At 62.6% G+C, this 26,612-nt stretch carries 24 protein-coding genes; 16 read left to right on the top strand and 8 right to left on the bottom strand.

Annotated elements, in window-relative coordinates; genetic code table 11:
* Positions 1 to 7 precede the first annotated feature (7 nt).
* The 6 genes from V1283_RS35300 to ugpB all read right to left on the bottom strand — a co-directional run bounded on the left by V1283_RS35300 (position 8) and on the right by ugpB (position 8,121).
* Positions 8 to 1,843: an ABC transporter ATP-binding protein gene (locus tag V1283_RS35300; RefSeq protein WP_334391209.1), complete on the bottom strand. Its 1,836-nt coding sequence runs from the start codon at positions 1,841 to 1,843 to the stop codon at positions 8 to 10.
* 106 nt (positions 1,844 to 1,949) lie between these two features.
* Positions 1,950 to 2,849: an ABC transporter permease gene (locus V1283_RS35305; RefSeq protein ID WP_334391210.1), complete on the bottom strand. Its 900-nt coding sequence runs from the start codon at positions 2,847 to 2,849 to the stop codon at positions 1,950 to 1,952.
* A 9-nt stretch (positions 2,850 to 2,858) separates the two neighbouring features.
* Positions 2,859 to 3,872 (bottom strand): ABC transporter permease, encoded by a 1,014-nt coding sequence (locus V1283_RS35310; protein ID WP_334391211.1) that lies wholly within the window; start codon positions 3,870 to 3,872, stop codon positions 2,859 to 2,861.
* 12 nt (positions 3,873 to 3,884) lie between these two features.
* On the bottom strand, positions 3,885 to 5,504 hold the full coding sequence (locus tag V1283_RS35315) for an ABC transporter substrate-binding protein (RefSeq protein ID WP_334391212.1): 1,620 nt from the start codon (positions 5,502 to 5,504) through the stop codon (positions 3,885 to 3,887).
* A gap of 235 nt (positions 5,505 to 5,739) precedes the next feature.
* A complete protein-coding gene (locus tag V1283_RS35320) occupies positions 5,740 to 6,693 on the bottom strand; it encodes an aminoglycoside phosphotransferase family protein (protein ID WP_334391213.1) in 954 nt (317 codons plus the stop codon).
* Positions 6,694 to 6,804: 111 nt separating this feature from the next.
* Positions 6,805 to 8,121, bottom strand: coding sequence for a sn-glycerol-3-phosphate ABC transporter substrate-binding protein UgpB (gene ugpB / locus V1283_RS35325; RefSeq protein WP_442895908.1), 1,317 nt, complete (start codon positions 8,119 to 8,121; stop codon positions 6,805 to 6,807).
* A gap of 265 nt (positions 8,122 to 8,386) precedes the next feature.
* Here ugpB and V1283_RS35330 point away from each other — a divergent pair, with 265 nt between their 5' ends.
* The 15 genes from V1283_RS35330 (at position 8,387) to V1283_RS35400 (ending at position 23,303) form a co-directional block, all read left to right on the top strand.
* Entirely contained in the window at positions 8,387 to 8,662 is a 276-nt protein-coding gene (locus V1283_RS35330) for a hypothetical protein (protein ID WP_334391215.1), read from the top strand.
* A 95-nt stretch (positions 8,663 to 8,757) separates the two neighbouring features.
* Positions 8,758 to 10,752 carry an ATP-binding protein gene (locus V1283_RS35335; RefSeq protein ID WP_442895909.1) on the top strand — a complete coding sequence of 665 codons (1,995 nt, stop codon included), beginning with the start codon at positions 8,758 to 8,760 and terminating at the stop codon, positions 10,750 to 10,752.
* On the top strand, positions 10,722 to 12,467 hold the full coding sequence (locus V1283_RS35340; RefSeq protein ID WP_334391217.1) for an ATP-binding response regulator: 1,746 nt from the start codon (positions 10,722 to 10,724) through the stop codon (positions 12,465 to 12,467). The genes V1283_RS35335 and V1283_RS35340 overlap by 31 nt, the downstream gene beginning before the upstream one ends.
* A complete protein-coding gene (locus V1283_RS35345) occupies positions 12,464 to 13,204 on the top strand; it encodes a response regulator (protein WP_334391218.1) in 741 nt (246 codons plus the stop codon). The genes V1283_RS35340 and V1283_RS35345 overlap by 4 nt, the downstream gene beginning before the upstream one ends.
* A gap of 358 nt (positions 13,205 to 13,562) precedes the next feature.
* Positions 13,563 to 14,174, top strand: a complete 612-nt coding sequence (locus V1283_RS35350; RefSeq protein WP_334391219.1) for a sigma-70 family RNA polymerase sigma factor — start codon at positions 13,563 to 13,565, stop codon at positions 14,172 to 14,174.
* Between the two features lie 174 nt (positions 14,175 to 14,348).
* Positions 14,349 to 14,549: a hypothetical protein gene (locus tag V1283_RS35355; RefSeq protein WP_334391220.1), complete on the top strand. Its 201-nt coding sequence runs from the start codon at positions 14,349 to 14,351 to the stop codon at positions 14,547 to 14,549.
* Between the two features lie 249 nt (positions 14,550 to 14,798).
* A complete protein-coding gene (locus V1283_RS35360; RefSeq protein ID WP_334391221.1) occupies positions 14,799 to 15,488 on the top strand; it encodes a cytochrome c biogenesis CcdA family protein in 690 nt (229 codons plus the stop codon).
* Between the two features lie 17 nt (positions 15,489 to 15,505).
* On the top strand, positions 15,506 to 16,072 hold the full coding sequence (locus tag V1283_RS35365) for a thioredoxin family protein (protein ID WP_334391222.1): 567 nt from the start codon (positions 15,506 to 15,508) through the stop codon (positions 16,070 to 16,072).
* A 93-nt stretch (positions 16,073 to 16,165) separates the two neighbouring features.
* Positions 16,166 to 17,158, top strand: coding sequence for a hypothetical protein (locus V1283_RS35370; RefSeq protein WP_334391223.1), 993 nt, complete (start codon positions 16,166 to 16,168; stop codon positions 17,156 to 17,158).
* Between the two features lie 114 nt (positions 17,159 to 17,272).
* A complete protein-coding gene (locus tag V1283_RS35375) occupies positions 17,273 to 18,682 on the top strand; it encodes a cytochrome ubiquinol oxidase subunit I (protein ID WP_334391224.1) in 1,410 nt (469 codons plus the stop codon).
* Positions 18,679 to 19,686, top strand: a complete 1,008-nt coding sequence (gene cydB, locus V1283_RS35380; protein ID WP_334391225.1) for a cytochrome d ubiquinol oxidase subunit II — start codon at positions 18,679 to 18,681, stop codon at positions 19,684 to 19,686. Before V1283_RS35375 ends, cydB begins: the two co-directional genes overlap by 4 nt.
* Positions 19,683 to 19,814: a DUF2474 domain-containing protein gene (locus V1283_RS35385; protein ID WP_334391226.1), complete on the top strand. Its 132-nt coding sequence runs from the start codon at positions 19,683 to 19,685 to the stop codon at positions 19,812 to 19,814. Before cydB ends, V1283_RS35385 begins: the two co-directional genes overlap by 4 nt.
* A gap of 260 nt (positions 19,815 to 20,074) precedes the next feature.
* Positions 20,075 to 20,674 carry a L,D-transpeptidase gene (locus tag V1283_RS35390; protein ID WP_334391227.1) on the top strand — a complete coding sequence of 200 codons (600 nt, stop codon included), beginning with the start codon at positions 20,075 to 20,077 and terminating at the stop codon, positions 20,672 to 20,674.
* A gap of 56 nt (positions 20,675 to 20,730) precedes the next feature.
* Positions 20,731 to 21,771, top strand: a complete 1,041-nt coding sequence (locus tag V1283_RS35395; protein WP_334391228.1) for an amino acid ABC transporter substrate-binding protein — start codon at positions 20,731 to 20,733, stop codon at positions 21,769 to 21,771.
* Positions 21,772 to 22,040: 269 nt separating this feature from the next.
* Positions 22,041 to 23,303 carry an IS4 family transposase gene (locus V1283_RS35400; RefSeq protein ID WP_334387494.1) on the top strand — a complete coding sequence of 421 codons (1,263 nt, stop codon included), beginning with the start codon at positions 22,041 to 22,043 and terminating at the stop codon, positions 23,301 to 23,303.
* Positions 23,304 to 23,357: 54 nt separating this feature from the next.
* Here the strand turns inward: V1283_RS35400 and V1283_RS35405 are convergent, their stop codons facing one another.
* Positions 23,358 to 24,497, bottom strand: coding sequence for an acyl-CoA dehydrogenase family protein (locus V1283_RS35405; RefSeq protein WP_334391229.1), 1,140 nt, complete (start codon positions 24,495 to 24,497; stop codon positions 23,358 to 23,360).
* Between the two features lie 177 nt (positions 24,498 to 24,674).
* The gene (locus V1283_RS35410) at positions 24,675 to 25,859 is read right to left on the bottom strand and encodes an acyl-CoA dehydrogenase family protein (RefSeq protein ID WP_334391230.1); all 1,185 of its coding nucleotides are present in this window, start codon (positions 25,857 to 25,859) and stop codon (positions 24,675 to 24,677) included.
* Between the two features lie 162 nt (positions 25,860 to 26,021).
* On the opposite strand from V1283_RS35410, the gene V1283_RS35415 reads away from it, so the two are divergent.
* Positions 26,022 to 26,567, top strand: a complete 546-nt coding sequence (locus V1283_RS35415; protein WP_334391231.1) for a carboxymuconolactone decarboxylase family protein — start codon at positions 26,022 to 26,024, stop codon at positions 26,565 to 26,567.
* Positions 26,568 to 26,612: the final 45 nt, after the last annotated feature.

The following is a 26,612-nucleotide window of genomic DNA, read 5'->3' on the forward strand; positions in this document are numbered from 1 at the left end:
AGTTTTCTTAATGAACCGGCAACGGCGGATGCGGGATCGCCGTCAGCAATTCCTTCGTATAGGCATCCTGCGGATCGCCGAGCACACGTTCGGACGAGCCTTGCTCGACGATTCGTCCCGCACGCATCACGATGACACGATCGCATAGCAAACGCACGACATTCAGATCATGCGACACAAACAAATAACTCATGCCCATCGATTGCTTGAGATCCTGCAGCAGATTAAGCACGACCGCCTGCACGGAGACGTCGAGCGCGGCTGTCGGCTCGTCGAGGATCACGAGCTTTGGATGCAGCGCCATCGCGCGTGCGATGCCGACGCGGGCCTTCTGGCCGCCGGATAACTGGTGCGGAAAACGATCGAGCAGGTTGACCGGAAGGCCGACCAGGCCGGCGAGTTCCTCGCAGCGGGCGCGTAGCGCGTCGCGGCCTTTGATGTCGCCGAGCTGCAGAAGCGGATCGGCAATGGCGCGTGCGGCGGTGAAGCGCGGGTTGAGGCTGTCGGTCGGGTCCTGGAACACCATTTGGATGCTCTTGCGCTGCGGCAGCCGCGCAAAGGCCTGCGGCAGAATGGCGCCGATCTCCTCGCCATCGAATTGGATGCGGCCGGAGGTCTGATCCAGCAGCCGCATCACCATCATCGACGTCGTCGACTTGCCGCAGCCGGATTCGCCGACGAGCCCGACGCTCTCGCCGTGACCGACGGTGAAGCCGATGCCGTCGACGGCGCGGAATATCTCGGCTTCAACCGGTGGTTTGCGGGAGAACAGCTTTGACAGCACGGCGCTCGCGCCCTGGCGCGGATATTCCTTGACGAGTTTTTCGACGAGGAGGAGCGGTTTCTGCTCCCTCTCCCCGCCCTTCGCGGGGTCGAGACGAGCGGAGCTCGCTCTTGGAGGGTCGGGGTGAGGGGCTGCTTCCGCGAGCACAGTGCGCGGAGAGTCCCCCTCACCCGCCGCGCTTTGCGCGTCGGCCTCTCCCCGCGAGCGGGGCGAGGCTGAAGAAAGCGTCGCAGCCTCGTCCTCCGGCAGCAGATCACGCAACGACACGCCGAGCCGCGGCGTCGCGCGCATCAGCTTCTTGGTATAGGCGTGCTCAGGTCTAGCAAAAATATCCGCCGACTTCGCGGTCTCCACCACCCGGCCCTTCTCCATGACCACCACGCGGTCGCAATAGGCGGCGGCAAGGCCGAGGTCGTGCGTGATCAGGATGGTCGACATATTCCGTCGCTTGGTGAGCTCGACGATCAGATCCATCACCGCCTTCTGCGTGGTGACGTCGAGTCCCGTCGTCGGCTCGTCCGCGATCAGGAGCTGCGGATTGCAGGCCAGTGCCAGCGCGATCACGACGCGCTGGCACATGCCGCCGGAGAGCTCGAACGGATAGGCGTGATAACGCTCGCGCGGACGGGCGATCTTGACCTGCTCCAGCGCCTCGATCGCCTTCTCGCCGCGGTCGCTGGCCGCGCTCTGCACATGCTGGCGCAGCACATCCTCGATCTGGTCGCCGACTTTGCGGATCGGATTCAGCGCCGCGCGCGGATTCTGGAAGATCATCGAGATTTCGCGGCCGCGCAAATCGCGCATCTCGTTCTCGCTCGCGACTCTGACGTCGATACCGGAAAACATCACCGAGCCCTCGGCGATCCTGCCGGCGCGGTCCAGGATGCGCATCACGGCATACGATGTCACCGATTTACCGGAGCCGGACTCGCCGACAATGCCGAGCGTCTCGCCCTTGCCGACGGAGATATTGACGTGCTGCACGGCTTTGACGATGCCGCGCCGCGTGGTGAATTCGACCGTGAGGTCGTTGACGTCGAGAAGGGGCTGAGCCGTCACGAGGACCTCCGCAAAAATCTCGAAAACAACCCCATGCAAAGTAGAATAGTCAGCACTCCTGATGCATTTCTGCAGGCCCGGAGACGAGCAAAGCTGGAAGCAGCCATCACGTCCTCCGCTGCGGATCGACGATGTCGCGCAGGCCGTCGCCGAGAAGATTGAAGCAGAACACCGCGATCATCAGCGCCAGCCCCGGAAACAGCGCGATCCACCATTCACCCGACACCATGAAGCCCGCGCCCTCCGCGACCATGATGCCCCATTCCGCCGTCGGCGGCCGCACGCCGAGCCCGATGAAGGAAAGTCCGGCGGCATTCAAAATGGCGTAGCCCATGGTCAGCGACATCTGCACGATCATGATCGGCATGATGTTGGGCAGAATGTGCACCAGCAGAATCCGCATCTCGCCATTGCCCGACAGCCGCGCTGCCTGCACGAAGCCGGCGTTGCGGCGCACATTCGCCTCGGCCCACGCCACGCGGGCATAGAGCGGAAAGTTCACGATCGCGGTCGCGATGATGATGTTCTGCACGGTATTGCCAAGCGCCGCCACGATGCCCATCGCCAGCACGAACAGCGGAAACGCCATGATGGTGTCGGCGATGCGGCCGACGATGCGATCGGTCCAGCCGCCGAAATAGCCGGCGGCGATGCCGGCGAGACCGCCCATCAGGAACACCAGCGCCACGGAGGCAATCGCGATGAATGTGTCGAGCCTTGTGGCGACGACGACACGGCTGAAGATATCGCGGCCCAATTGGTCGGTGCCGAACCAGTGCGCCGCGGACGGCGGCTTCAGGGCTGCTGCGGTATCGCTGGCGAGCGGATCGTAGGGCACGATGTAGGGGCCGAAGATCGCCGCGAACAGGATGACGACCAAAAGGCCGAAGGCGAACGCCGTGACGCGGTTCTCCTCGAGCACATAGCTGACGTGTTCGAAGATAGCGGATAGTCCCGAGGTCCGCGCGGGTCCGACGGGTTCAGCGGCAGGCCCAACGCTACTCATCTTCCAACCTCACCCTTCCAGTCGCACGCGGGGATCGATCACGCCGTAGAGAATGTCGATGACCAGATTGAGCAGCACGTACATGACCGCCATGGTCAGCACAAAACCCTGCACTGGAGCGAAGTCCGACGAGATCAGCGCTTCCACCGCGTAGGAGCCGATGCCGGGCCAGGCGAAAACTTTCTCGACCAGCACGTTCGCCCCCAGCAGGAACGAGAACACCATGCTGAGCGTGGTGATCACGGGCAGCATGGCGTTGCGAAACGCGTAGGTGACGATCACGGTGGAGGGCGACAGCCCGCTGGCGCGCGCGGTGCGGACGAAATCGGACGCCAGCACCGCCAGCATCGAGGCCCGCGTCATGCGCGCGATCGGCGCCAGCGAGAAGATCGCCAGCGTCGCCGCCGGCAGGATCAGCTGGCTCAGCGCCGAACGAAACGTCTCGAAATCGCGCGCGATCAGGGCGTCGATCAAATAGAGGCCAGTCACGGTCGGCGGCGCGCTGTAGAACACGTCGAGCCGGCCGAGCGGCGCCGGCGACCAGCCGAGCCGGAAATAGAAGACATAGACCAGCACGAGACCCGTAAAGAACACCGGCAGCGATACGCCGGCCGTCGTGGTGATGCGACAGAGATGGTCGATCCAGGAGCCTGGGCGCGTCGCCGCCAGCACTCCGAGCGGGATCGCGATCATGACCGAAACAACGAGGCCGAGCAGCGTGAGTTCGGCGGAGGCTGGCAGCCGGTTGCGGATTTCGGTCGCGACCGGCTGGCCCGTGGTCAACGAGTTGCCGAAATCGCCATGCGCGAGATCGTTGGTGTAGCGGAAGAACTGCTCGATCAGCGGCTTGTCGAAGCCGAGCTTCTTGCGGATCTGCTCGATGGCTTCCTTGCTCGCCGCGGGACCTGCGAAATAGGCGGTGGGATCGCCGGGTAATGCGCGGGTCAGGAGGAACGTAACAATGACCACCCCGATCAGCGACGGGATCGCAAACATCAGCCGCTTGCCGATCATGGTCAGCATGGCGCTCGCCTCTTATGCTTTCACGAGCGCGCGATAATCGAGCCGGCGGTGGAACCAGTATTGATAGCCCGACACGTTCTTCTGCATCGCGACGTTGACGTAGGGCTGATACAGCGGAATGCGCGGAATATCCTTGAAGGCGAGATCGACAAAGCCCTTAACGTCGGTGTCATATTTCGCGGTGTTGCCGGTCGCAGCTGCATCGACAGCGCCGCTGATGAATTCGTCCATCGCCTTCGATTGATAGCTCATGGTGTTGAAGATCGAATTCTTGCCGTCGTAGCACCAGATGAAGAAATACTCGGGATAGTCGAGCCAGCCGGAGAACACGTTGGTGTAGAGTGGCAGCACCTTCTTGTTGAGTTCGGTGCGCCAGTTGGCGCCGGGAATCTTGTTGATGGTGGTCTTGATGCCGATCTGCGCGAGGCTTTCCTGCACCAGCACGCAGAGCGGTTCGTTGACGCCGGCAAAGCCGAGGTCGAACGACAGCGTGGTTTCGAAACCGTTGGGATGGCCGGCCTCGGCCAGCAACGCCTTGGCCCTGGCGATGTCAGTGGCGTATTTGGTCGGCTGCGGCCACGCCACCTCGGTCGCCTTGTCGGCAGCGGCGCCGAACATCGGCTTGGCCAGGCCGAACAGCACCGCATCCATGATCTTCTGGTAGGGGATCGCGCAGGCGATGGCCTCGCGAACCTTGGGGTTGTCGAACGGCGGGGTCTTGACGTTCATGCCGATGTACTGGACGCCGTTGGAATACGGCACCGAGACGATGTTGAGCTTGCCGTTGTCCTTCAGCTCGACGAAATCCTTGTTCGGCAGATCGTAGGAGATGTCGGCGTCGCCGCGCTCGAGCAGCGCGCGGCGGTTGCCGGCCTGCGGCACCATGCGCCAGATCACGCGCTTGACCTTCGGCATTGGACCACCGACCCACTCGTCGTTGCGCTCCATGATGACTTCGGTGCCGGCGGTCCACTTCGTCACCTTGTAGGCGCCGGAGCCCGCCGTCTGCTGCTTGGTGTATTCGAGACCCCAGGGATCCTTCTCGGTGGCGTTCTTCTTCACCAGCTCCGAGTTGACGACGCAGGGGACGATGACTGCGAGGTCCGGGATGGTGAGGCGGTCTTTCTTGGCGAAATCGACCCGCACCGTGTTGTCGTCGACGATGACGAACTGCTCGGTCTTGGTCAGCGAGCCCGCGCCCATCTGGAACGTAGGAAAGCCTCCGACGCTCACCGCGCGATCGAGCGACCACTTGACGTCCTTGGCCGTGACCGGCGCGCCATCGTGGAATTTGGCGTTCTTCTTCAGCTTGAAGGTGACCGACATGTCGCCGACATTCATGTCCTCGGCGAGCTCGGGCTTGAACTTGTCGCGGTCGTAATACGGCACCCCGCCGGGACCGCTCTTCATCTCGTGACTGATCAGGCGGTCGTAGCAATTCCACGACACCTCATAGCCTGGCACGTTGGTGCCGACGCCGTGAATGTCGAGATTGTTGGGGCCGCTTTCGGAGACGATCAGCAGCGTCTCCGACCGCACATCAGCCTTGGCCGCGGACCAGATGGCCGGTGCGGGCACCATCGCGCCGGCGGCAACGCCAGTGACGGATTTCAGAAAATCGCGACGCTTCATGGGTTATGCTCCAGACGCCTGAGGGAAAGCGGATCTGGCGCTGGAATCGCAAGGTTTGTGCCAACCGTTAAAGGAAAGCTAATTCGGTTCTAAGGTACTGACTAAGCTATGGAATAGACGGATCTCAGCGAGATCCTCTCCGGCCGCACGGCGCCCGAATTGCATACAAAGAAGTATATTTGCTTATTTTTGGTGCAGATATTTGGCCCGCATCTTTGCTGTGCGCCCTCGTGATTCAAATCGGCCAAAGCAAATCCTGCAACTCGAACAGGTTGTCGGCCCTCTCCTGCCAACCCTCAATACAGATCTGCCTGGCGGGATCGCTAAACCGATGAAGCAGCGTCAGCGCCATCAGCCGCCGTTTCAGGTCCGGATTGACATCCGCACTCGAATATCCGTATCCCTCGAACAGGCTCCGCACACGGCGCGGCATCCCGGCGGTCATGAAGCCGCTCGGACCCAGCAGGTCGTATTCGCACCATCCGGACATCACGTCGCCGAAGTCGATCAACCCGGACAAGCGCCAGCCGGCGCTGTCACGGCTCAGCAGAAAATTCTCCGGGATGTACTCGCCGGTGAGGATCACCGGCGGCCGATCCAGGGGAATAAGCCTTTCCGCATCGCGCAGCAGGTCGTCCAGCCCATCGAGAAATTTGCGCGGCAGACCGAGGCGCTCGTGCCGGGCGCGGCATCCCGCGATTTGCGCTGACAGGAAGCGGTCCCAACGCGGCTCGATATTCGCAAGATCTCCAAGCGGGACACGCTGGACCTCCGCGATGACCTGCCCGATCTCAACGAGGACGCGCTCCTTCTCGCTTTCGGAGAGTGTCGGCCATGCCTCGCTGCCGAGAACACCCGGCAACCGCGTGATGATGAGATATGGCCATCCGTCACGCTCGCCTTCGACGACGGTTTCGGGGATCGCGATCCGAAGCTGTCCGCGAAGTTGGGCGAGCGAGCCACGTTCCGAGACGAATTTGGAACGAAGAAAGGGCGGGAAAATCTTCAGGATGAGTTTCTCATCAAGCGCCATGACGACGTTGGTGCCGGTGGCGAAGGCGTGCGGCGCCGCGCAGGCCAGGCCGTGACTGCGGGCGATATCGAGCGCGATCGGCAGCCATTGCGCAGGATCGGCGCGCCAGGCGCGGAAGGGCTCGTAGTCAGTGAATGCCGGCAGGGATGGGATCATTGTAGCGCCAGACTTCATTTGTCGTCATTGCGAGGAGCGAAGCGACGAAGCAATCCATTCCTTCTGTGGAGAGATGGATTGCTTCGCTTCGCTCGCAATGACGGGGTGAGGTTACCGGTCCGGATTGGCGCGCTCGAACTGGCGCAACAGGTGGTTGCCGCGCTCGACGGCGAGGTCGAGCGCCGCCTGCGCGGAATGCTTGCCGCTGAACACCTGCTCCAGTTCGTCGTCGATCACGCTGCGGATCAGCACAAAGGACCCAAGCCGGATTCCCTTCGAATTCTCGGTCGGCGGCTTCAGGGTCAGCTGCTCGATGCCGATCGCCGCGCCGGGATTGCGGTCGTAGAAGCCCTGCGCGCGGGTGAGGTCGAAGGCGGCGCGGGTGATCGGCAGATAGCCGGTGTTCTGGTGCCAGGCGGCTTGAACTTCCGGCTTAGAGAGATAGGCGAAGAACCGCGCGACGCCGGTGTATTCGGCGCGCGGCCGGTCGCGCAGCACCCATAGCGTGGCGCCGCCGATGATGGAGTTTTGCGGGGCGCCGGCGATCTCGGGGTGATACGGGATCATGCCGTAACCGACCTCAAACTTCGAATTGGCCTTGATGTCCGCACGCGTCCCGGACGAGCCGATGAAGATGGCACATTCGCCCCTCTGAAAGCGCGGCTCGGCCGATTGCCCGCGGCCGCTATAGTCGAAAACCTTCGTCGCCTGCCATTCCGCCAGTTGCGCGATGTGCCGCACGACGTCCGCATTGTTGAAGGTCAATTCCGCATCGAGCCCGCTGAAGCCATTGGCCCGGGTCGCCAATGGCAGATTGTGGAATGCGGAAAAATTCTCGACATGGACCCAGGAGGGCCAGGAGGTGGTGAGCCCGCAAGGAGCGCCCGCAGCGCGCAGGCGCTTCGCCGCAGCGCCGACCTCGGCCCAGGTCTTCGGCGCCACCTCCGGATCGAGGCCCGCGGCGCGGAACATATCCTTGTTGTAGTAGAGGATCGGCGTCGAGACATTGAACGGAAACGACAGCATGTTGCCGGCGACATCGGAATAATAGCCGGTCACGGCCGGCAGATACGCCTCCGGCGAGAACGGCTCCGACTGATCGCGCATCAATTCGAACACCGGATAGATCGCGCCCTTTGCCGCCATCATGGTTGCGGTCGCGATCTCGTTGACCTGAACGATGGCGGGCTGGCTGCGCGAACGGAATGCGAAGATCGCCGCCGTCACCGTCTCGGTGTAGTTGCCCTTGTAGGTCGGAACGACGCGGTAGTCGGACTGCGACGCATTGAAATCGGCCGCCAGCTTTTCGAGCTGCTTGCCGAGTTCCCCCGACATCGCGTGCCACCACATGATCTCGGTGGCGGCCTGCGCCGGAGACGCAAGTGCCATGGCGGCGACGGCGACGAGTTGCAAGAACCTCAAGGCCAATTTCACTGGTGATTTCCCTGCTCTGCCGCGCCGGCGATGAACCTGTCCGCCAAGCCCTCATAAATGGCTGCGGCTGCGGTTTCAATCCGCCCGGCATCGCCGCAGCGCACAACACAACTGAAGATTGTACAAAGATTAACGGGATTACCAGCCACAGACCGCCTGCCAGCCGCGCCGGCAATAGCCAAACATCGGTAAATTCTGCTAAAAACGCTTGAACCTTTTCTCCCCGCCACAGACTTATTCGCTAAGGGGATTGTCGCCCGTGTATCGTCGCGCCGACCTTTGGCGGACCTTGGTGCTCGTTGTTGCGCTGTTGCTTACGGCGGTCTCAACGGGTGCTTTTGCGCGCGAGCTTCTTGTCCCCGATCCCCAAGAGGAGAGGAATCCGATCGGCCCGTTCCATTCCCGCCACTTCGCCGCGGAAAAGGAACCTCTCGAACATATCAAGACCGGTGCGGCCGATCTCAACCGTACCATCGTTGCATTGATCGGGACGATGCCACCGGTATTGATCGCGGGCCTTCGGAGAGTGGAGTGAATTTGACCGGCGCACCGCAACAGCACCGCGCAGCGGAACGGCCGGCGAGCTTCGCCGCGCGCGGCCGGTTTCGCGTGGTCCAGTGGCTGCGCGCGGTGCCGATCCGTTGGCGCATCCTGTCGATCGCGGCATTGAATTCCGCCGTCGTCGTGGTGCTCGCCGTATTGATCTGGAACGGCTCCAACGTGCTGGGTTCGGCCTGGGATGACGTCCGGCAGGTGCGGGAGTCCGACAAGATCCTGGCGCTACTGGAAAGCGAAACCAGCCGGCTGCAGAACCTGATCCATCGCTACATCAACCAGCCGAGCCCCGAACTGTTCGCCGAGATTCTGCTGCTGCGCGAAGCGGTGCTCGGCACCCTGACCACGCGCGCCACCAACGACCCGATGCTGTCGGGGTCGGTCGCGCGGCTCGAGCACGTCACCGACCGTTTCCTCAACGGCTTTGGCGAATTGCGCGCGGTGCAGGCCACCATCACCAAGACCTACGAGCAGCAGGTGATGGGCCCGGCCCGGGAAATGGCCGGGCTGTATTCGATCATCGAGGGCGCCACCGGGCATCGCGACGCGCAGATCTGGCCTGCGCTCGGAAGATCCCGCGAAGCGTTTACGGCCATGCTGGTCGCCGCCAACGCCTATTATCTTTCGCCCGGCTCGGCCTCCGCCGAGGACGCCCGCCGGAATACCGAGACGATCGAGAAGACCATCCCCATCATGACCGACCTCGCCGACAACGATCTGCAGCGGATGGCGCTGACGCGGCTGCAGGCGCGGACAGTGGCATTGCGCGAGGGCATGGCCAAATTGACCGAGCAGCTCGCGATCCGGACCGAATTGCTGCGCAACACCATCGATGCCAGCCAGGCCGAGGCCATCGGCGTCATCGACGAACTGTCGGTCAAGATGCGCCAGCGCGAGCAGAAGGCGCAGGAGACGTTCGACAGGACCCTGTCGGCCATCTCGCGCCGGGTGCTGTCGATCGCCGTGATGTTCCTCGGCATCATCCTGTCCGCCGGCGTCCTGATCGCGCTCTCGATCCGCCTGCCGCTGCAGCAGATCCTGGCGGCGATGCATGCGATCACCTCGGGTAATTACGATCGCAGCGTGCAGGGCACCACCGCCAGGGACGAGGTCGGCGCCATGGCGCGCGCGGTGGAAGTCTTCCGCGAGAACGCCATCGCCAAGCGCAAGACCGAGGACGAACTGCGCGCGTCAAAGGAAAAGGCCGAGAGTGCGCTGCTCGAGCTCAACACCGCGCAGCAGAACCTGATCGACGCCGAACGGCTGGCCGCGCTCGGCGGGCTGGTCGCCGGCGTCGCCCATGAAGTGAACAACCCGATCGGCATCAGCCTGACGGTGGCGTCGAGCTTTGCGCGCCGCGCCGAAATGTTCGAATCCGAGTTGCGCAGCGAGCCGCTGCGCCGTTCCAAGCTCGACGAATTCGTCAAGATCTCGCGCGACGCAGCAGGGCAACTGGTGGCGAATCTGCACCGCGCCGGCGAGCTGATCCAGTCGTTCAAGCAGGTGGCGGTGGACCGCTCGCACGCCGAGCGCCGGCAATTCAACCTCAGCGAGGCCACCGACCAGATCGTCGCCAGCCTGAAGCCGGTGCTGAAGAAGGCGGCGATCACGCTGTCGGTGGACGTGCCGGAAGGGCTTTTCATCGACGGCTATCCCGGCTCTTACGGCCAGATATTAACCAATCTCTTCCTCAACGCCGCCAACCATGCCTTTGCCGACGGCCGTTCCGGGGCGATCACGATATCGGCGCGGGCGCGCGGCAGCGACGATGTCGAGATCATTTTTGCCGATAACGGGGCCGGAATGACGCCGGACGTGCAGCGGCAGGCATTCGACCCCTTCTTTACGACGCGCCGCAACGAAGGCGGTACCGGACTGGGCTTGCATATCGTCTATAATCTTGTCACTCAACAGCTCGGCGGCCGGATGATGCTGGAGTCAAGGCTGGGACAAGGCACCACATTCCGCATTATCATGCCTAAAGTCGCCAAGGGCGAACCCACGATTACAGACCAGACAGCAGCCGACGGAACCTCTCAATGGCCGAACAGGACGATGTCCTCCACCTGATCGACGATACCGGGACCGTTCCGGAGGACTCGTCCGCCCGCAAATGGAAGATCGCCGTCATCGACGACGATGCCGCGGTGCACGAGGGCACCCGCTTTGCGCTGAGCGACTACAATCTCCACGGCGCGACACTGGAAATCCTGTCGGCCTATTCCGCGGCCGAAGGCCGCACCTTGATGCGCAACAATCCCGACGTCGCTGCCGTGCTGCTCGACGTCATCATGGAAACCGACGTCGCGGGCCTGGACCTCGTCGAATACATCCGCAACGAGCTCAAGAACGAAACCGTCCGCATCATCCTGCGCACCGGCCAGCCGGGGCAAGCGCCCGAGCGCCGCGTCATCGTCCAGTACGACATCAACGACTACAAGGCCAAGACCGAGCTCACGGCCGACAAGCTGTTCACCTCGCTCACGGCGGCGCTGCGCAGCTACCAGCAGCTCGAGCGCATGGTGCAGACCAGGCGCGGGCTTGAAATCATCATCGACGCCGCCTCGACGCTCTATGACTTCAAATCGATGCAGCGCCTTGCGGAAGGCGTGCTGACGCAGCTCGCCTCGCTGCTCAATGTCGACTGCGCCGGCATCCTGGTGCTGCGCGACGACGGCGCCGCGGGGAGCGAATTCTCGGTGCTGGCGGGCTCGGGCTGCTACAGCCGCTTCATCGGCACCACCAGTTCCAAGGCGCTCGATCCGGATTTGCGACAGATGGTGGAAGCCGCCTTCCTGCGCCGCAAGAACGAATTCGCCGACCACCGCAGCGTGCTTTATCTGCGCACCGGAAGCGGCCGCGAAGTGGTGGTGCTGCTGCAGGCCGAGCGCCAGCTCTCCGACACCGACCGCGCGCTGGTCGAGATTTTCTCCAGCCGACTGTCGATCGCGTTCGACAACGTCATCCTCTACCGGCAACTGCACGAGGCCAATACCCAGCTCGAGGACCGCGTCGCCCAGCGCACCCGCGCGCTGATGCAGGCCAACCGAAGGCTTTCGGCGCAGTGGCTGCGGCTGCAGCGCGCCAACGGCTTCAAGAACGAAATTCTCGGCACCGTCGCGCATGATTTGAAGAACCCGCTCGGCGTGATCCTCGGCCGTACCGAAATGCTGACCGAACTGATCGGCGCCGGTTCGCCCAGGGAGAACGTCACCGCCCAGGTCGAGCATATCAGGGACGCCACCAAGCGCCTGACCTCGATGGTCGATCACCTGATTTCGGATGCGATGGCGGATGCCTTCGACATCACGATCCGCCGCGAACCGGTCGATGTCGCAGCGCTGGTCGCCGAGGTTGCCGATTCCAACCTGCCCTCGGCCGTCAACAAGCAGCAGACCATTAGCGTGTCGGCGCCGCCGAATATCGTCACCATGTGCGATACCGACCGGATCCGCGAGGCGATCGACAACCTCTTCAGCAACGCCATCAAATATTCTCCGATCGGCGGCAAGATCACGGTGGCCGTCACCCATGAGGGTGGCGACACGGTGATCCGCATCGCCGACCAGGGCGCCGGGCTTTCGCCGGAGGATCTCGGCCGGCTGTTCGGCCGCTTCCAGCGGCTTTCGGCCAAGCCCACCGCCGGCGAAAGTTCGACCGGCCTCGGCCTGTCGATCGTCAAACGTATCATCGACATGCATGGCGGCCATGTGACCGCAGAGAGCGCCGGCCCCGGACAGGGCTCGACGTTTACCGTTAGACTGCCTGCGACAGAGACGACATGACCCAGAACCCGCACATCTTCATTGTCGACGACGAGGCGCCGGCCCGCGAGATGGTCGGCGATTACCTCAAAATGCACGGTTTCGGCGTCACGCTGTGCGATGGCGGAAAAAGCCTGCGCAAGGAGATCGAGACCAGCGTGCCCGACCTCGTCGTGCTCGACCTCAACATGCCCGAGGAAGACGGGCTTTCGATCATCAGAGACCTGAAGAGCCGCATCAACGTTCCCGTCATCATGCTGACGGCGACGGCGAGCCCGATCGACCGCGTCGTCGGCCTCGAACTCGGCGCCGACGACTACATCGCAAAACCCTGCGAATTGCGCGAACTGATGGCGCGCATCCGCTCGGTGCTTCGCCGCAGTACGCCGGCCAAGGCGGCTGCGGCGCCTGAGGCTGCGGCGGCGAAGGCGGTGAAGGAACAGCTGGTGCGGTTCGGCACCAAATGGCTCGACCTCGAAGCCCAGGCGCTGCGCGACGACGAAGGCAACGAGCATCCGCTGACGGCGTCCGAATTCGGCCTCTTGAAAGTGTTCGCGGCCAATCCCAAACGCGTGTTGTCGCGCGAGCGGCTGCTCGAGTTGGCCAATGCGCGCGACGCCGAAGCGTTCGACCGCGCGGTTGACCTGCGCATCATGCGCATCCGCCGCAAGATCGAGATCGACCCGACCAAGCCGGCGGTCATTCGCACGATCAGAGGCGGCGGCTATCTTTTCTCGCCGACAGGCGAGAAGGGTTAGCGACCTCCGTCGTCCCTGCGAACGCGGGGACCCATACGCCGCGGCGGTAATAATTGACACGCCGTGGTAGACGTTATTTCCAAACTACAACGCGCTGTGGTTATGGGTCCCGGATCGCGCTTCGCTTGTCCGGGACGACGGGATTCGTTCCAACGCCCGAATTCCTATCCCTTCCAATTTTCCGCATATTGAAATTACTGGCCTTTTACCCCCGAATGTTTCGTCGCAGGCACCCCGACGAAACAATTCTCCCCTGCACGAAACCATTTTTCCCTTTTGGTGCAGACATCCCGAAACCGAGCCTAACTAACAATTCTCCCAACGAAACGCCGTCTGGCGTCGGAATTGGGAGCCTGTCATGTCGAACGTCGTCGCCATCAACGCCGCAGCCAAGAAGTCGATTGCCGCCGCCCGCGCGACATCCGATGAAATGCTGCTGCAGAGTATTGCCAAGGGCGACCGCACGGCGATGCATGTACTTTACTCGCGTCATAACGTCCGCGTTTACCGCTTCGTGCTGCGCATGGTGCGCGATACGACCATGGCGGAAGACCTTGTCAGCCAGGTGTTCCTCGACGTGTGGCGGACCGCCAGCCATTTCGAGGGCCGCTCGCAGGTTTCGACCTGGCTGCTGTCGATTGCCCGCTTCAAGGCGCTGACCGCGCTGCGCCAGCGCAAGCATGAGGACATCGAGCAGGACGACGTGCTGGAGATCGCCGATGAGGCCGACACGCCGGAAGCCTCGCTCGATCGCAGCAACACCAAGGCAATCCTGCGCGCCTGCGTCGCCAAGCTGTCGCCGGCCCATCGCGAGATCATCAACCTGGTCTACTACCACGAGAAGTCGGTGGAAGAGGCCGGCGCGATCATCGGTATTCCCCAGAGCACGGTGAAGACGCGGATGTTCTATGCCCGCAAACAATTGGCCGAGCTGCTTAAGGGCGCCGGCGTGGACAGCCTCGCCGCATAAATAAACGTTATTTCAATGGGTTATATCAATATCGGGAGCAAGAAATCGGGTCGATTTCGACGGACAAAGATTACCTCCGATGAAACAAATGAAACAAATCATGACATCCCCCGGAAAAACTCACCCCCTATAACGACCATCAACGCAACGCCAACGCCGAACAGGAGAGCGAACATGCTGAAGCCGTCCTTCCGCCTTTTCATCGTTCCGCTCGGCGCCGTCGCAACCCTGGCCACCCTGTCGGCCCAGAACGTGCAGCCCCGCGCCCACCGCGACTCTGGTTCGACGTTTGTGCGTGAACAGGTGGTGGATTGCGGCACCAGGAATCCCAAGGAGGTCTGCGTGATCTCCTACGACAGCGAGACCCCCCGCTGAATTTCCAGCCTCTCAAGTTCTGGGCCTCCCAAGTTCTGGACCTCCAAGTAACCTCCAACGACCCGGCCGGGATGCCCCCCAGCCGGGTCGCTCTGCTTTTGGCGCCTGATTTCGTGTGCATCGTGAGAAAAAGTCTCACAGAGACGTGACGCCTCCCGGGCGGCCCCGCGCGTAACGCCCTGCCCCATCACCGCGAATTTCATCAGGCACCCGGCAATGTCGCGCCGGGACCGGCGGTGGACGCTTTCGATGCTCAATCTCGTTCTCGCGCTGCTCGCAGGCGTCGTCACCGTGACCGCCCCTTGCACGCTGCCGATGCTGCCGATCCTCCTCGGGGCATCGGTCGGCCAGACCGGCAAGGCGCGGCCGGCGATGATCGCGCTCGGCTTTGTGATGTCATTCTCGATGGTGGCATTGCTGCTGAGTGCGATCACGCGCGTGTTCGATTTCGATCCCAATCATCTGCGAAACGCCGCGGCGATCGTTCTGATCGGCTTCGGATTGCTGATGATCTGGCCGGCGCCGTTCGAGTGGCTCTCGATCCGGATCGGCGCTTTCACCGGCCATTCGACCGCTTCCCGTCGGGGCCTGACCGGTGGCTTCGTTCTGGGCACGACGCTCGGCCTGGTCTGGACGCCATGTGCTGGGCCGGTACTGGGCTCAATCCTGACTGTCATCGCCACCTCGAAAGACACCGCCTGGGCGAGCCTGCTGCTCGTCGCCTACGCGATCGGCGCCGCGCTGCCGATGCTCGCCATCGCCTATGGCGGACAGGCTGTCACCACCCGCGTTCGCAGCGTCGCGCGGATCGCGCAGCGGCTGCAGCAGGGGTTCGGCGTCGTCGTCATCGCCTTCGCGCTGCTCTCATACTTCCAGTACGACACGCTGATCGTGGCGTGGCTCACCGGATTTTACCCCAACGGCCAGATCGGCCTCTGACCCCAATGGAGACTGCCATGAACTTGCGCTCGCTCGCCGCATCCGCCGCCATCGTTGCCGTTTCTCTCGCAGGCTCAGCGATACCCGCCTTCAGTGGCGACGCGCCACGCGCGCCGGAAACGCCGTTCGCGGTCGCCGCGACGCAGGCCACCGCGCCCGATTTCACCGGCCTCGGCAACTGGTTCAACTCAGCGCCGCTCAAACTGGCCGATCTGCGCGGCAAGGTCGTGCTTGTGAATTTCTGGACCTATGGCTGCGTCAACTGCGTCAACACGCTGCCGCACGTCACGGCCCTTTACGCCAAATACAAGGACCGTGGCTTCGTCGTGGTCGGCATCCACACGCCGGAATTCCCGTTCGAGCGCTCCGCCTCCAACGTGCAGGCCGCACTGAAGCGGCACGGCATCACTTACCCGGTGGCGCAGGACAATGATTCGCAGACCTGGAACGCCTACCGCAACCGCTATTGGCCGGCGCAATATATCGTCGACCAGAACGGAAAGATCGTGTTCCAGCACGATGGCGAGGGCAAGTATGAACAGATAGAGCGCACGGTCGCCGGGCTCCTGAACGCCGCGAGTTGAGATCAAGCAACTCAGGCCTGCCGCATTTCAGCCGCACACTGCCGCTTGATGTGACCACGGCGGTCGCGATGCTCGCCGCTGGCGATGGATGCTGTGGCAAACGAGAATGAAGTCAGGCTACGCAAGGGCACGTCGCTCAATGAGCGGCTCGTTCTGGCAGGCATTGCCGTAATCTTGTGTTTGATCGCCTTGCCCGGCCTCGCTCACCTGGCAAACGACCAATGGCTCGGCATCGCCGCTCTATTTGCGTTGCTGTTCGGATGCCTCCTGCTGGGCGCAGCCCTGTTTGATCGCAACGTGGTCTGGATCATTACACCAGGCGAAATCCTGATCGGCGAACAGCGTCCATTCGGGAAGTTGCACCGAAGACTGATCAGGAATGATGAACTATCGGGGATGCGTCTTCGAAGGAGCATCGGCAAATCAGTGGAGTTCAGCATCGTATTCGAGACCGAATCGGGAAATTTGATCACCTCGCCGCCGTTGCCGGACGTTACCCAGGTGCACGAAACCGCCGTGCGAATCTCTCGTCTGCTTCGGCTTCCTGATCCTGAACCGGCCGAGAACCCGCTCGACGCCGTCAATGCCGGGATACGACTGGGCAAGCCGGTCAACCCCAAACGGGTGCAAAGACGCAAGGTTATCATCGTACTGCTCGCCTGCGTGCTGAGCATTCCGTTTATCCATGCGCTCTGGAACGACACATTGTCCCCCTTCGGGACCGCCGTCTGGTCGCTCGGTGCGATCGTAGCCTTCGTATTGCTCAGATCCCTCAATCGGATGAGTGCATGCTGGATCGTCCACGATGGCGCAATCAGGATTGAACGGCTTTCGTGGAAAGGAACGGCAGAGGTGGAGACGATCGGCGGTGACGATGTCGAGGCCGTCGAGGTCGAGAGCGGCGGTCGCAAGGATAGCCTCTACGTGATCACAATCCGGCTTCGCACGGGGAAGAAAATCCGAAGCCCGGCGCTGGCCGGCAAGGATCAAACCCGCGCCGTGCAGGCCGAGATCATCAGGCGGTTGGGATTGAATCCATCGGGCGGACAGGCTTGCACGCCTGTTCCGCGCGGCATGCAGGTATGATCGTCGCATCGGGCGTGGTAGGATGCGCGCCTGGTTCGGACGCAATTTTTCGAAAACTGTAGCTCCGTTTTTGAAATGTATCGCGGCCGGCGAAACTTGCGACAGGTGATGCCGATGTTCGAAGGCTGGGATGCGGTCGTATTGGCCCGGGCGCAGTTCGCATTCACGATGTCGTTCCACATCATATTCCCGGCCTTCTCGATCGGGCTCGCCAGCTATCTGGCGGTGCTCGAAGCGCTATGGCTGTGGACCGGGCGCGAAGTCTTCATCAACCTGTTCAACTACTGGCTGAAAATCTTTGCCGTCGCTTTCGGCATGGGCGTGGTGTCGGGCATCGTGATGTCCTACCAGTTCGGCACCAACTGGTCGGCATTCTCCGACAAGACCGGCCCGGTGATCGGGCCGCTGATGGCCTATGAGGTCTTGACCGCGTTCTTCCTCGAGGCCGGCTTCCTCGGCGTGATGCTGTTCGGCCTGCAGCGCGTCGGCCACAGGCTGCATTTCATGGCCACGCTGATGGTCGCGATCGGCACCCTGATTTCGGCGTTCTGGATTCTGTCAGCCAATTCCTGGATGCAGACGCCGACCGGTCACGCCGTCAACGCCGACGGGCAGTTCATCGCCGCCAGCTGGCTGAAAGTGATCTTCAACCCGTCATTCCCCTACCGCCTCGTGCACATGGTGCTGGCGGCGTATCTGACCACCGCGCTGGTGGTCGGCGCGGTCGGCGCCTATCACCTGCTGCGCGACCGCCATCTCGCCGGCCCGCGCGTGATGTTTTCAATGGCGATGTGGATGGCGACACTGGTGGCGCCGATCCAGATCCTCGCCGGCGATCAGCACGGGCTCAACACGCTGGAGCATCAGCCGGTGAAGATCATGGCGATGGAAGGCCATTTCCAGAGCCACAAGGACGGCGCCCCCTTGATCCTGTTCGGCCTGCCCAACCAGGCGGCCGGCAGGGTCGACTACGCGATCGAGGTGCCAAAGCTCGGCTCACTCATCCTGAAGCACTCGCCCGACGCGCCGATGGCCGGCCTCGACACCGTGCCGCGCGAAAACTGGCCGCCGGTGCCGATCACGTTCTGGTCGTTCCGGATCATGGTCGGCATGGGATTGCTCATGCTGGCGCTCGGCCTGTTCAGCCTGTTGATGCGCGTGCGCGGCATGCTGTACGATTCCCGGCTGCTGCACATGTTTGCGGTCGCGATGGCGCCTGCGGGCTTCATCGCCGTGCTCGCGGGCTGGATCACCACCGAGACCGGACGACAGCCGTTCACGGTGTACGGACTATTGCGCACCGCTGAATCCGCTTCACCACTGGCGGCGCCCGCGGTCGCCTCCTCGCTGATCGCCTTCATCATCGTCTATTTCGCCGTCTTCACGGCCGGCGTGATCTATCTGCTGCGTCTGATGGCGGCCCCGCCGCATCCGGGTGAACAGGGACCGTCGCACGAAGTTCCGATCCGCTCCGCCGGCATCACGCCAGCGGCGGGTGCGGCAACCGAGGGAGCCGCCCGATGATCCCGATCGACCTTCCGACCATCTGGGCCTTCATCATCGCCTTTGCCGTGTTCGTCTATGTCGTGATGGACGGCTTCGACCTCGGCCTCGGCATCCTGTTTCCGCTGTTCCCGGAGAAACACGATCGCGACGTCATCATGAACAGCGTCGCCCCGGTCTGGGACGGTAACGAAACCTGGCTGGTGCTTGGCGGCGGCGGCCTGATGGCGGCGTTTCCGCTGGCCTATGCCGTGCTGATGCCGGCGCTTTACACGCCCATGATCGCGATGCTGCTCGGCCTGGTGTTTCGCGGCGTCGCCTTCGAATTCCGCTGGCGAACGACAGCCGCGCGCAACCGCTGGGACATCGCCTTTGCCGGCGGATCGATCCTGGCCACATTGGCGCAGGGCATCGCGCTCGGCGCCGTCCTGCAAGGCGTGCACGTCGAAGGCCGGCAATATGCCGGCGGCTGGTGGGACTGGCTGACGCCGTTCAGCATCCTGACCGGCGTGTCGCTGGTGATCGGCTATGCACTGCTCGGCGCAACATGGCTCGTCATGAAGACGGAGGGCGCATTGCGCGATCGCGCCTATCATCTGAGCTGGTTCCTGTTGATCGCGATGCTCGGCGCCATCGGCGCGGTCAGCATCGCGACGCCGTTCCTCCACGTGCAGTACACGCAGCGCTGGTTCGCCTGGCCGAACATCGTCCTGACCGCACCGGTGCCGGTCGCGGTGGCCGCGGTCACGGTGATGTTGCTGCGCGGTCTCGCCAACAAATACGACTACCAGCCATTCTTCCTGACGCTGGCGCTGTTCGCGCTATCCTATGCCGGCCTCGGCATCAGCATGTATCCCTACATCGTGCCGCAGAGCATCACCATCTGGCAGGCGGCCTCGCCCGCAAACAGTCAGCTCTTCATGCTGTTCGGCGTCGCCGTGCTGATACCCCTCATTCTCGGCTATACCGTCTGGGCCTATTGGGTGTTTCGTGGCAAGGTCAAACCTGAGAGCGGGTATCATTGAGCCAGATCAAGCCATCGCAGCCCCCACTGGCCCAGCGTCTGCTGTGGTTCGTCGCGCTCTGGCTCGGCGGCGTCGGCACCGTGGCACTGATTTCGTTTTGCCTGCGGCTGTGGATCGCGCCGAAATAGCCGAAACCTGAATATCCCATGAATTGGCGGTTGGCGGAAATAGAAGACATTTCAGTCACCTATTCGCCTCATTCGCCCTAAACTTGCCATCAAGCTGGCCCTGAGATTTGATGTTCCCGAGCGCGATCAGCAAAAGTGGGAACCGGTTTTGCGTCCGATCGCGCTCCGACTTAAAAGTGGCGCATGATCTTATCGCCAAACCGCTCACACTTTGGCGGATCATGCGCATTTGGCCAACGCGCCGCGAGGAGAGTTTTGCGATGACGAAATTTCGGCACCTGATCTGGATGGTGATCGCTGCCAGCGGTCTGGTCCTTTCGACCCCGCAGAGCCAGGCGCAGACGCGACAGCCCGATGTCGGCGACCAACCGGGGCTGATTGCGGATGATTCCGTCGAACTCGATCCGCAGTTCAGGAAAACCGCGGTGCTCTATCGCACCAACGAAGCGCCGGGCACCATCATCGTGGTCACGGCCGAGCGCCATCTTTATCTGGTTCAGGGCAATGGCCGCGCATTGCGCTACGGCATCGGCGTCGGTCGTGAAGGATTCACGTGGCAGGGGCTCGTGAACATCACGCGCAAGGCGGAGTGGCCGGACTGGACGCCGCCGCCCGAGATGATCGCGCGCCAGCCCTATCTGCCGCGCTTCATGGCCGGTGGGCCCGGCAACCCGCTCGGTGCGCGCGCGATGTATCTCGGCACCACCGTCTACCGCATCCACGGCACCAACCGGCCTGACACCATCGGCACCGCGGTCTCTTCCGGCTGCTTCCGCCTGGTCAACGCCGACGTCACTGACCTCTACGAGCGTGTCCCGGTCGGTACCAAGGTGATTATCCGGCAAAAGCCGGAACTGTAATTGCGACGCGGTCCCTCAAAGCCGATCCATTTCCCTGAAATTGTGAGTTGAAAAAAATGCTACGGACATTCCGAGGCGGCCTCCTGATCGGGCTGGCGGTCGCAATCGCGGTCGCGGCCGCTGCAATCACTTATGAACGTTACGACACCAAGACCCTGAAGCGGACCATCCGCCGCGGCGAAGTGCTGTGCGGCGTCAACAAGGGCCTGCCCGGCTTCTCGATTCCCGACGACAAGGGTGACTGGACCGGCTTCGACGTCGACTTCTGTCGCGCCGTGGCTGCGGCGATCTTCGACGATCCCAAGAAGGCAAAATTCCTGCCGCTCGACGCCAGCGAACGCTTCAAGGAATTGCAGAGCCGCAGGGTCGACATCCTCTCGCGCAACTCGACCTGGAGCATGTCGCGCGAAACCAACTACGACCTCTATTTCCCGGCCGTCGCCTATTATGACGGCCAGGGCTTCATGCTGCCGCGTTCGCGCAACATCGATTCCGCGCTCGACCTCAACAACAGCAAGGTTTGCGTGCAGGAGGGGACGACGACGGTGCTCAACGTCGCCGACCATTTCCGCGCCAACAACATGAAATACACGGAAGTCAAGTTTTCCAGGCTGGAGGACGTGCTCAAGGCGTATGAATCCGGCAAGTGCGACACCCTCACCGCCGACGTCTCCCAGCTCTACGCACTGCGCTTGAACCTGATCCAGCCCAGCGACCACGTCATCCTGCCCGACGTCATCTCCAAGGAGCCGCTCGCACCCGTGGTGCGTCAGCGCGACGACGACTGGATGATGCTCGTGAAGTGGACGCTGTACGCGATGATCAACGCCGAGGAACTCGGCATCACCTCGAAGAACATCGACGAGGCGCTGAAGTCGAAGAAACCCGACGTGATGCGGCTGGTCGGCACCGAGGGCAGCTACGGCGAAGACCTCGGCCTGAGCAAGGACTGGGCCGCCCGCATCATCCGCCATGTCGGCAATTACGGCGAGGTCTACGAGCGCAACGTCGGCGAAGGATCGAAGCTGAAGATTCCGCGCGGGCTGAATTCGCTCTGGAGCAACGGCGGCATCCAGTACGCGCCGCCGATCAGGTAGGGCGCAACGCGGCTACCGCATAAATGCTTGTCATCACCCGCGAAAGCGGGTGATCCAGTACGCCGCGGCCCATCGGCTCAAGCATTGCTGTCTCTGGAATACTGGATCGCCCGGTCAAGCCCTACGATATTCACACATCTCCAAGGCCGCTTCCCTTGCAGTGTGTTCCGTTCTCTGAATCGATGATGCTCCCACGACAACGGGAGAGCGTTCATGGAAGGCAGTTTGGGACGGTTCGGCGACCGGCGCCTGGAAAAAGGGGGGCCTGCTTGCTGGCTCGGCTGGTTTGTGTTGGCCAATCGGGCATCAGCGTACGCCGCGTGGGCGGCAATCGCGCGGGCGAGATACGCTTTACCCGGTTTTTGCGTAACAAGCGGGTGAAACCCGACGCGATGGTCGCAACTGCCCGCGCGCGCACCGCCGGGTTAGTCATGGGGCGTCACATCCTGGCGATCCAGGACACGACGACTCTACGCGACGATGGCAAGCAACGCAGTCTGAACCTGCATCCAATGATCGCGGTGGACGCCAGTGATGGCGGGCTGCTGGGTCTTGTCGATGCGGTATTCCTCAGTCACGTCGGCGGCAAGAAGCGTCTATGCAAAAAGCGCCCCTTCGCCGAGAAAGAGAGCCGCCGCTGGCTTGACGCCACCAAGACAGCGGCTGGCTTGGTCGCAGCCGGAGCGGTCTGCGTTACCGTCATCGCCGACCGGGAAAGCGATATTTACGAAGAGTTCGCCTGCCGGCCCGCCGAGACGGAGCTTCTGATCCGCGCCAACCATGATCGCGTTCTGGAAGATGGTGGTGCGCTGTATGGCTGCATGGAGGAGGTAGCCGAACTGGGCCGCGAGACAATCGATCTGCCTGCCAATCCGGGCCGGCCTGCCCGTCAGGTGGTATTGGCGTTGCGCGCGCGTGAGGTCACCCTGAAGCGGCCGAAACGCAATCATCCCGCCGAGGCGGCAAAACTGCCGAAGACTGTCACACTCACCTTGGTGGAAGCGCGTGAGGTCGATCCCCCGGACGGCGTAACGCCGGTGCATTGGCGGCTGCTCACCACACATAAGGTGGCCACGCTCGCCGATGCATGTCGGATCACCGGCTTTTACCGCCAGCGCTGGACCATCGAGCAGGTGTTCCGGGTGATGAAGACCAAAGGCTTCGATATCGAAGCGGTGCGTGTCGCCGAGGATGGTCCATTCGAGAACCTGACTACTGCGACGCTGATCGCTGCCATTCAAGTGCTGCAGATGGTGCGCGAGCGCGATGGCGTGGCTGGGCGGCCGTTACAGGATGCGCTCGACATCGAGGACAAGCCCGCGCTGGAAGCGATCTGCCAAACCCTTGAAGGCAAGACCGAGAAACAGAAGAACCCGCATCCCAAAGGATCGCTGGCATATGCCAGTTGGGTGTGTGCGCGCCTCGGCGGCTGGACCGGCTACTACGGCAAGCCTGGCCCTATCGCCATGATGCACGGGCTACAAGCTCTCAAAGCAATGCTTCGTGGCTGGAAACTCCGAAACGATGTGTGAATCTTGTAGGGTCAAGCCGGGCGATGACAGCGGTGTGTGGGACGCCGCTTGCGCCTAATAGCTCTTCGTCCGCGCCAACTGATCAGCATGGTAGTTGCTATCGCCGAACAGTTCCTGACAAACGCGCGCGCGCTTCATGAAGAAGCCGATGTCGAACTGATCGGTCATGCCCATGCCGCCGTGCATCTGCACGCCTTCCTGCACCGCCAGCGTCGCCGTGGTGCCGGCGCGTGCCTTGGCGACCGCGACCGCCGCTCCTGCCCGCTCGAAATCGCCGTCGAGCGTCTGCAGCGCCTTCAGGACGGCGGCGCGGGTGATCTCGATATCGATGTAGAGCTGGGCGGCGCGGTGCTGCAGCGCCTGGAACTCGCCGATCAATTTTCCGAACTGCTTGCGCTCCTTCAGATACGTCACGGTGCGGCCGAACACTTCCTCACTCAGGCCCACCATTTCGGAGGCGACCGCGCCGCGGCCGATATTGAGCACGCCCTCCAGCAGCGCCCCGCCCTGATCGACTTCGCCGAGCACGTGGTCCGCGTCGACCTCGACATTGGCGAATTCGATTCTGGCGGCGTTATGCGCATCGACCATCATGGTGCGTTCGATGGCGACGCCCTTGGCCTTGGGATCGACCAGGAACAGCGTCAGCCCGTTGCGCTCACCGGCCGATCCGCCGGTGCGGCCAGCGACGATCAGGAGATCGGCGGTGTGGCCGTCGACCACAAGGGCCTTGGCGCCGTTGAGCTTGAAGCCGTTGCCGGAACGCACCGCTTGCAGTTTGGTCTGCAGCGGGCGGTGCTTTGCGCCTTCGTCGACCGCGAGCGCGGCCAATAGCGAGCCGTCCGCAATCTTCGGCAGATGCGCGGACTTTTGCGCCTCGCTGCCGCCGCGCGACAGCGCCGAGGTCGCCAGCACCGCGGTCGACAGAAACGGTGACGGCATCAGAGTGCGGCCGATTTCCTCCATCACCACGCCGGCCTCGACACAGCCGAGCCCGCTGCCGCCGAAATTTTCGGGTACCAGCAGGCCGGAAAATCCCATCTCGGCAAACGTCTTCCAGAGCTCGCGGGAAAATCCCGTTGCGTTCTTGCTGTCGCGCAAGCCGCGCAGGTGCGCCACCGGCGCCTTGTCGCTGATAAGGCCGCGCGCGCTGTCGCGCAGCATGGATTGTTCTTCGGTGAGGACGAGGGGCATTGGACAGATATCCGCTTCAGAGGTGGACTAAGTTGCTTCGTCGTCCCTGCGAAAGCAGGGACCCATACGCCGCGGCCTATCGAGTAGGAATGGAGCTAGCATCACAATCAATACTCAGACAGCGGTGGTTATGGGTCCCTGCTTTCGCAGGGACGACGAGAGAGAACGGCTGGGTGCTCACGCCCCCGGCAGATCGAGGATGCGCTTGGCGACAATGCCGAGCATCACCTCGCTGGTGCCGCCTTCGATCGAGTTGGCCTTGGTGCGCAGCCAGGCGCGCGGGCGGGCGCCGTTTCTCGAACGATCGCTTTCCCATTCCAGCGCATCGATGCCGCCGGCCGACATCAGGATCTCGTGGCGGCGCTTGTTGAGCTCGGTGCCGTAATATTTCATCGCCGAGGAAAATGCCGGATGCGATTGCCCGGCTTTCGCCAGATCGACGGCGCGTTCGGCCACGGCGGCAAACGCCGCCTCGTCGATGTCGAACTCTGCGATCTGGCCGCGCATCATGGCATCGTCGAGCCGGCCGGAATCGTCGCTACCGATGGAGTCGGCGGCGACCTGCCCGAGCGGACGGCCGATGCCGCGTTCTCCCGTGCCTGAGATCATCGCGCGCTCATGCTGCAGCAGGTATTTCGCGACATCCCAGCCGCGGTTGACGGTGCCCACCACGTGTGACTTCGGCACGCGCACATTGTCGAAGAAGGTTTCGCAGAACGGCGAATAGCCTGAGATCAGGAGAATGGGCTTGGTCGAGACGCCCTTCGAGGCCATGTCGAACAGGATAAAACTGATGCCGTCGTGCTTCTTCGCCGCGGGATCGGTCCGCACCAGGCAGAAAATCCAGTCGGCGTAATTCGCGTACGACGTCCAGATCTTCTGGCCGTTGATAATGTAGTCGTCGCCCTCGCTTTCGGCGCGGGTCTGCAGCGAGGCGAGGTCCGATCCGGCATTCGGCTCGGAATAGCCCTGGCACCAGCGGATCAGGCCCGCGGCGATCTTTGGCAGATGCTCCTGCTTCTGCGCTTCGTTGCCATATTTCAGCAGCGCCGGCCCAAGCATCCAGATGCCAAAACTCGACAGCGGCGACCGCGCGCCCATCGCCGCCATCTCCTCGCGCAGCACCTTGTGCTCGGCGCGATCGAGCCCCCCACCGCCATATTCCTTCGGCCAATCCGGCACAGTCCAGCCCTTGTCGCGCATCCGCTCGAACCAGACGCGCTGCGGCTCGGACGAGAACTTTGCGTTACGGCCGCCCCAATAGGTGTCGTTCTCCGAGGTCATCGGACGCCGCATCTCAGGCGGGCAATTGGCCTCCAGCCAGGCGCGGGTTTCATGGCGGAATGTTTCCAGATCGGACATGTCGGCGTTTCCATGTTGGAACGTTTGGAAATGACCTTAGTCGCCGCATTGCGGAATTCAACATATGTCTAGCGTCAGCCCATGCCGCGCCGGCAGTGGTCACTGTGCCCGATCGGGTGTATGCGCAAGGCGGTAACGATTGAAAAACAAGAGGAAACGGGCATGCGGCTGAAATTGCTTTCGCCTGGCGAAATGAGCGCCGAACAAAAAGAAACCTACGTCGAGGCGATATCGGGCAAGCGCGGCGCCCCGCCGGCGCCGATGATGGCCTGGCTCAACAGCCCGGACATGGCGCGGCACGCCACGCGGCTTGGCGAGCAGCTTCGTTTCAACACGATCTTTCCCGCAAAGCTCTCCGAGATCGCGATCCTCGTCACCGCGCGGCACTGGACCTCGCATTACGAATGGTTCGCGCATAAGCGCCTGGCGCTGAAAGGCGGCATGGATCCCAAGGTCATCGAAGACATAAGGGATCGCCGTACGCCGACTTTCGATGACCCCAAGGGCAAGATGATCTACGATCTCGCCAAATCGCTGCATGAAGGCAAAGGCGTCTCGCAGCCGCTGTACGATGAGGCCGTGAAGGTGCTCACCGAGCGCGGGATTGTCGAGGTGATCGGGCTGTGCGGTTACTACACCATGGTGTCGATGACGCTGAACACGTTTGAATTCGGACTGCCGGATGGAGAAGTGTCGGACTTGGCGTGAACCTCTAAGCTCCCTCGCCCCGCTCTTGCGGGGAGAGGGTTGGGG

It is taken from the genome of Bradyrhizobium sp. AZCC 2262, assembly GCF_036924535.1.
Lineage (GTDB): Bacteria > Pseudomonadota > Alphaproteobacteria > Rhizobiales > Xanthobacteraceae > Bradyrhizobium.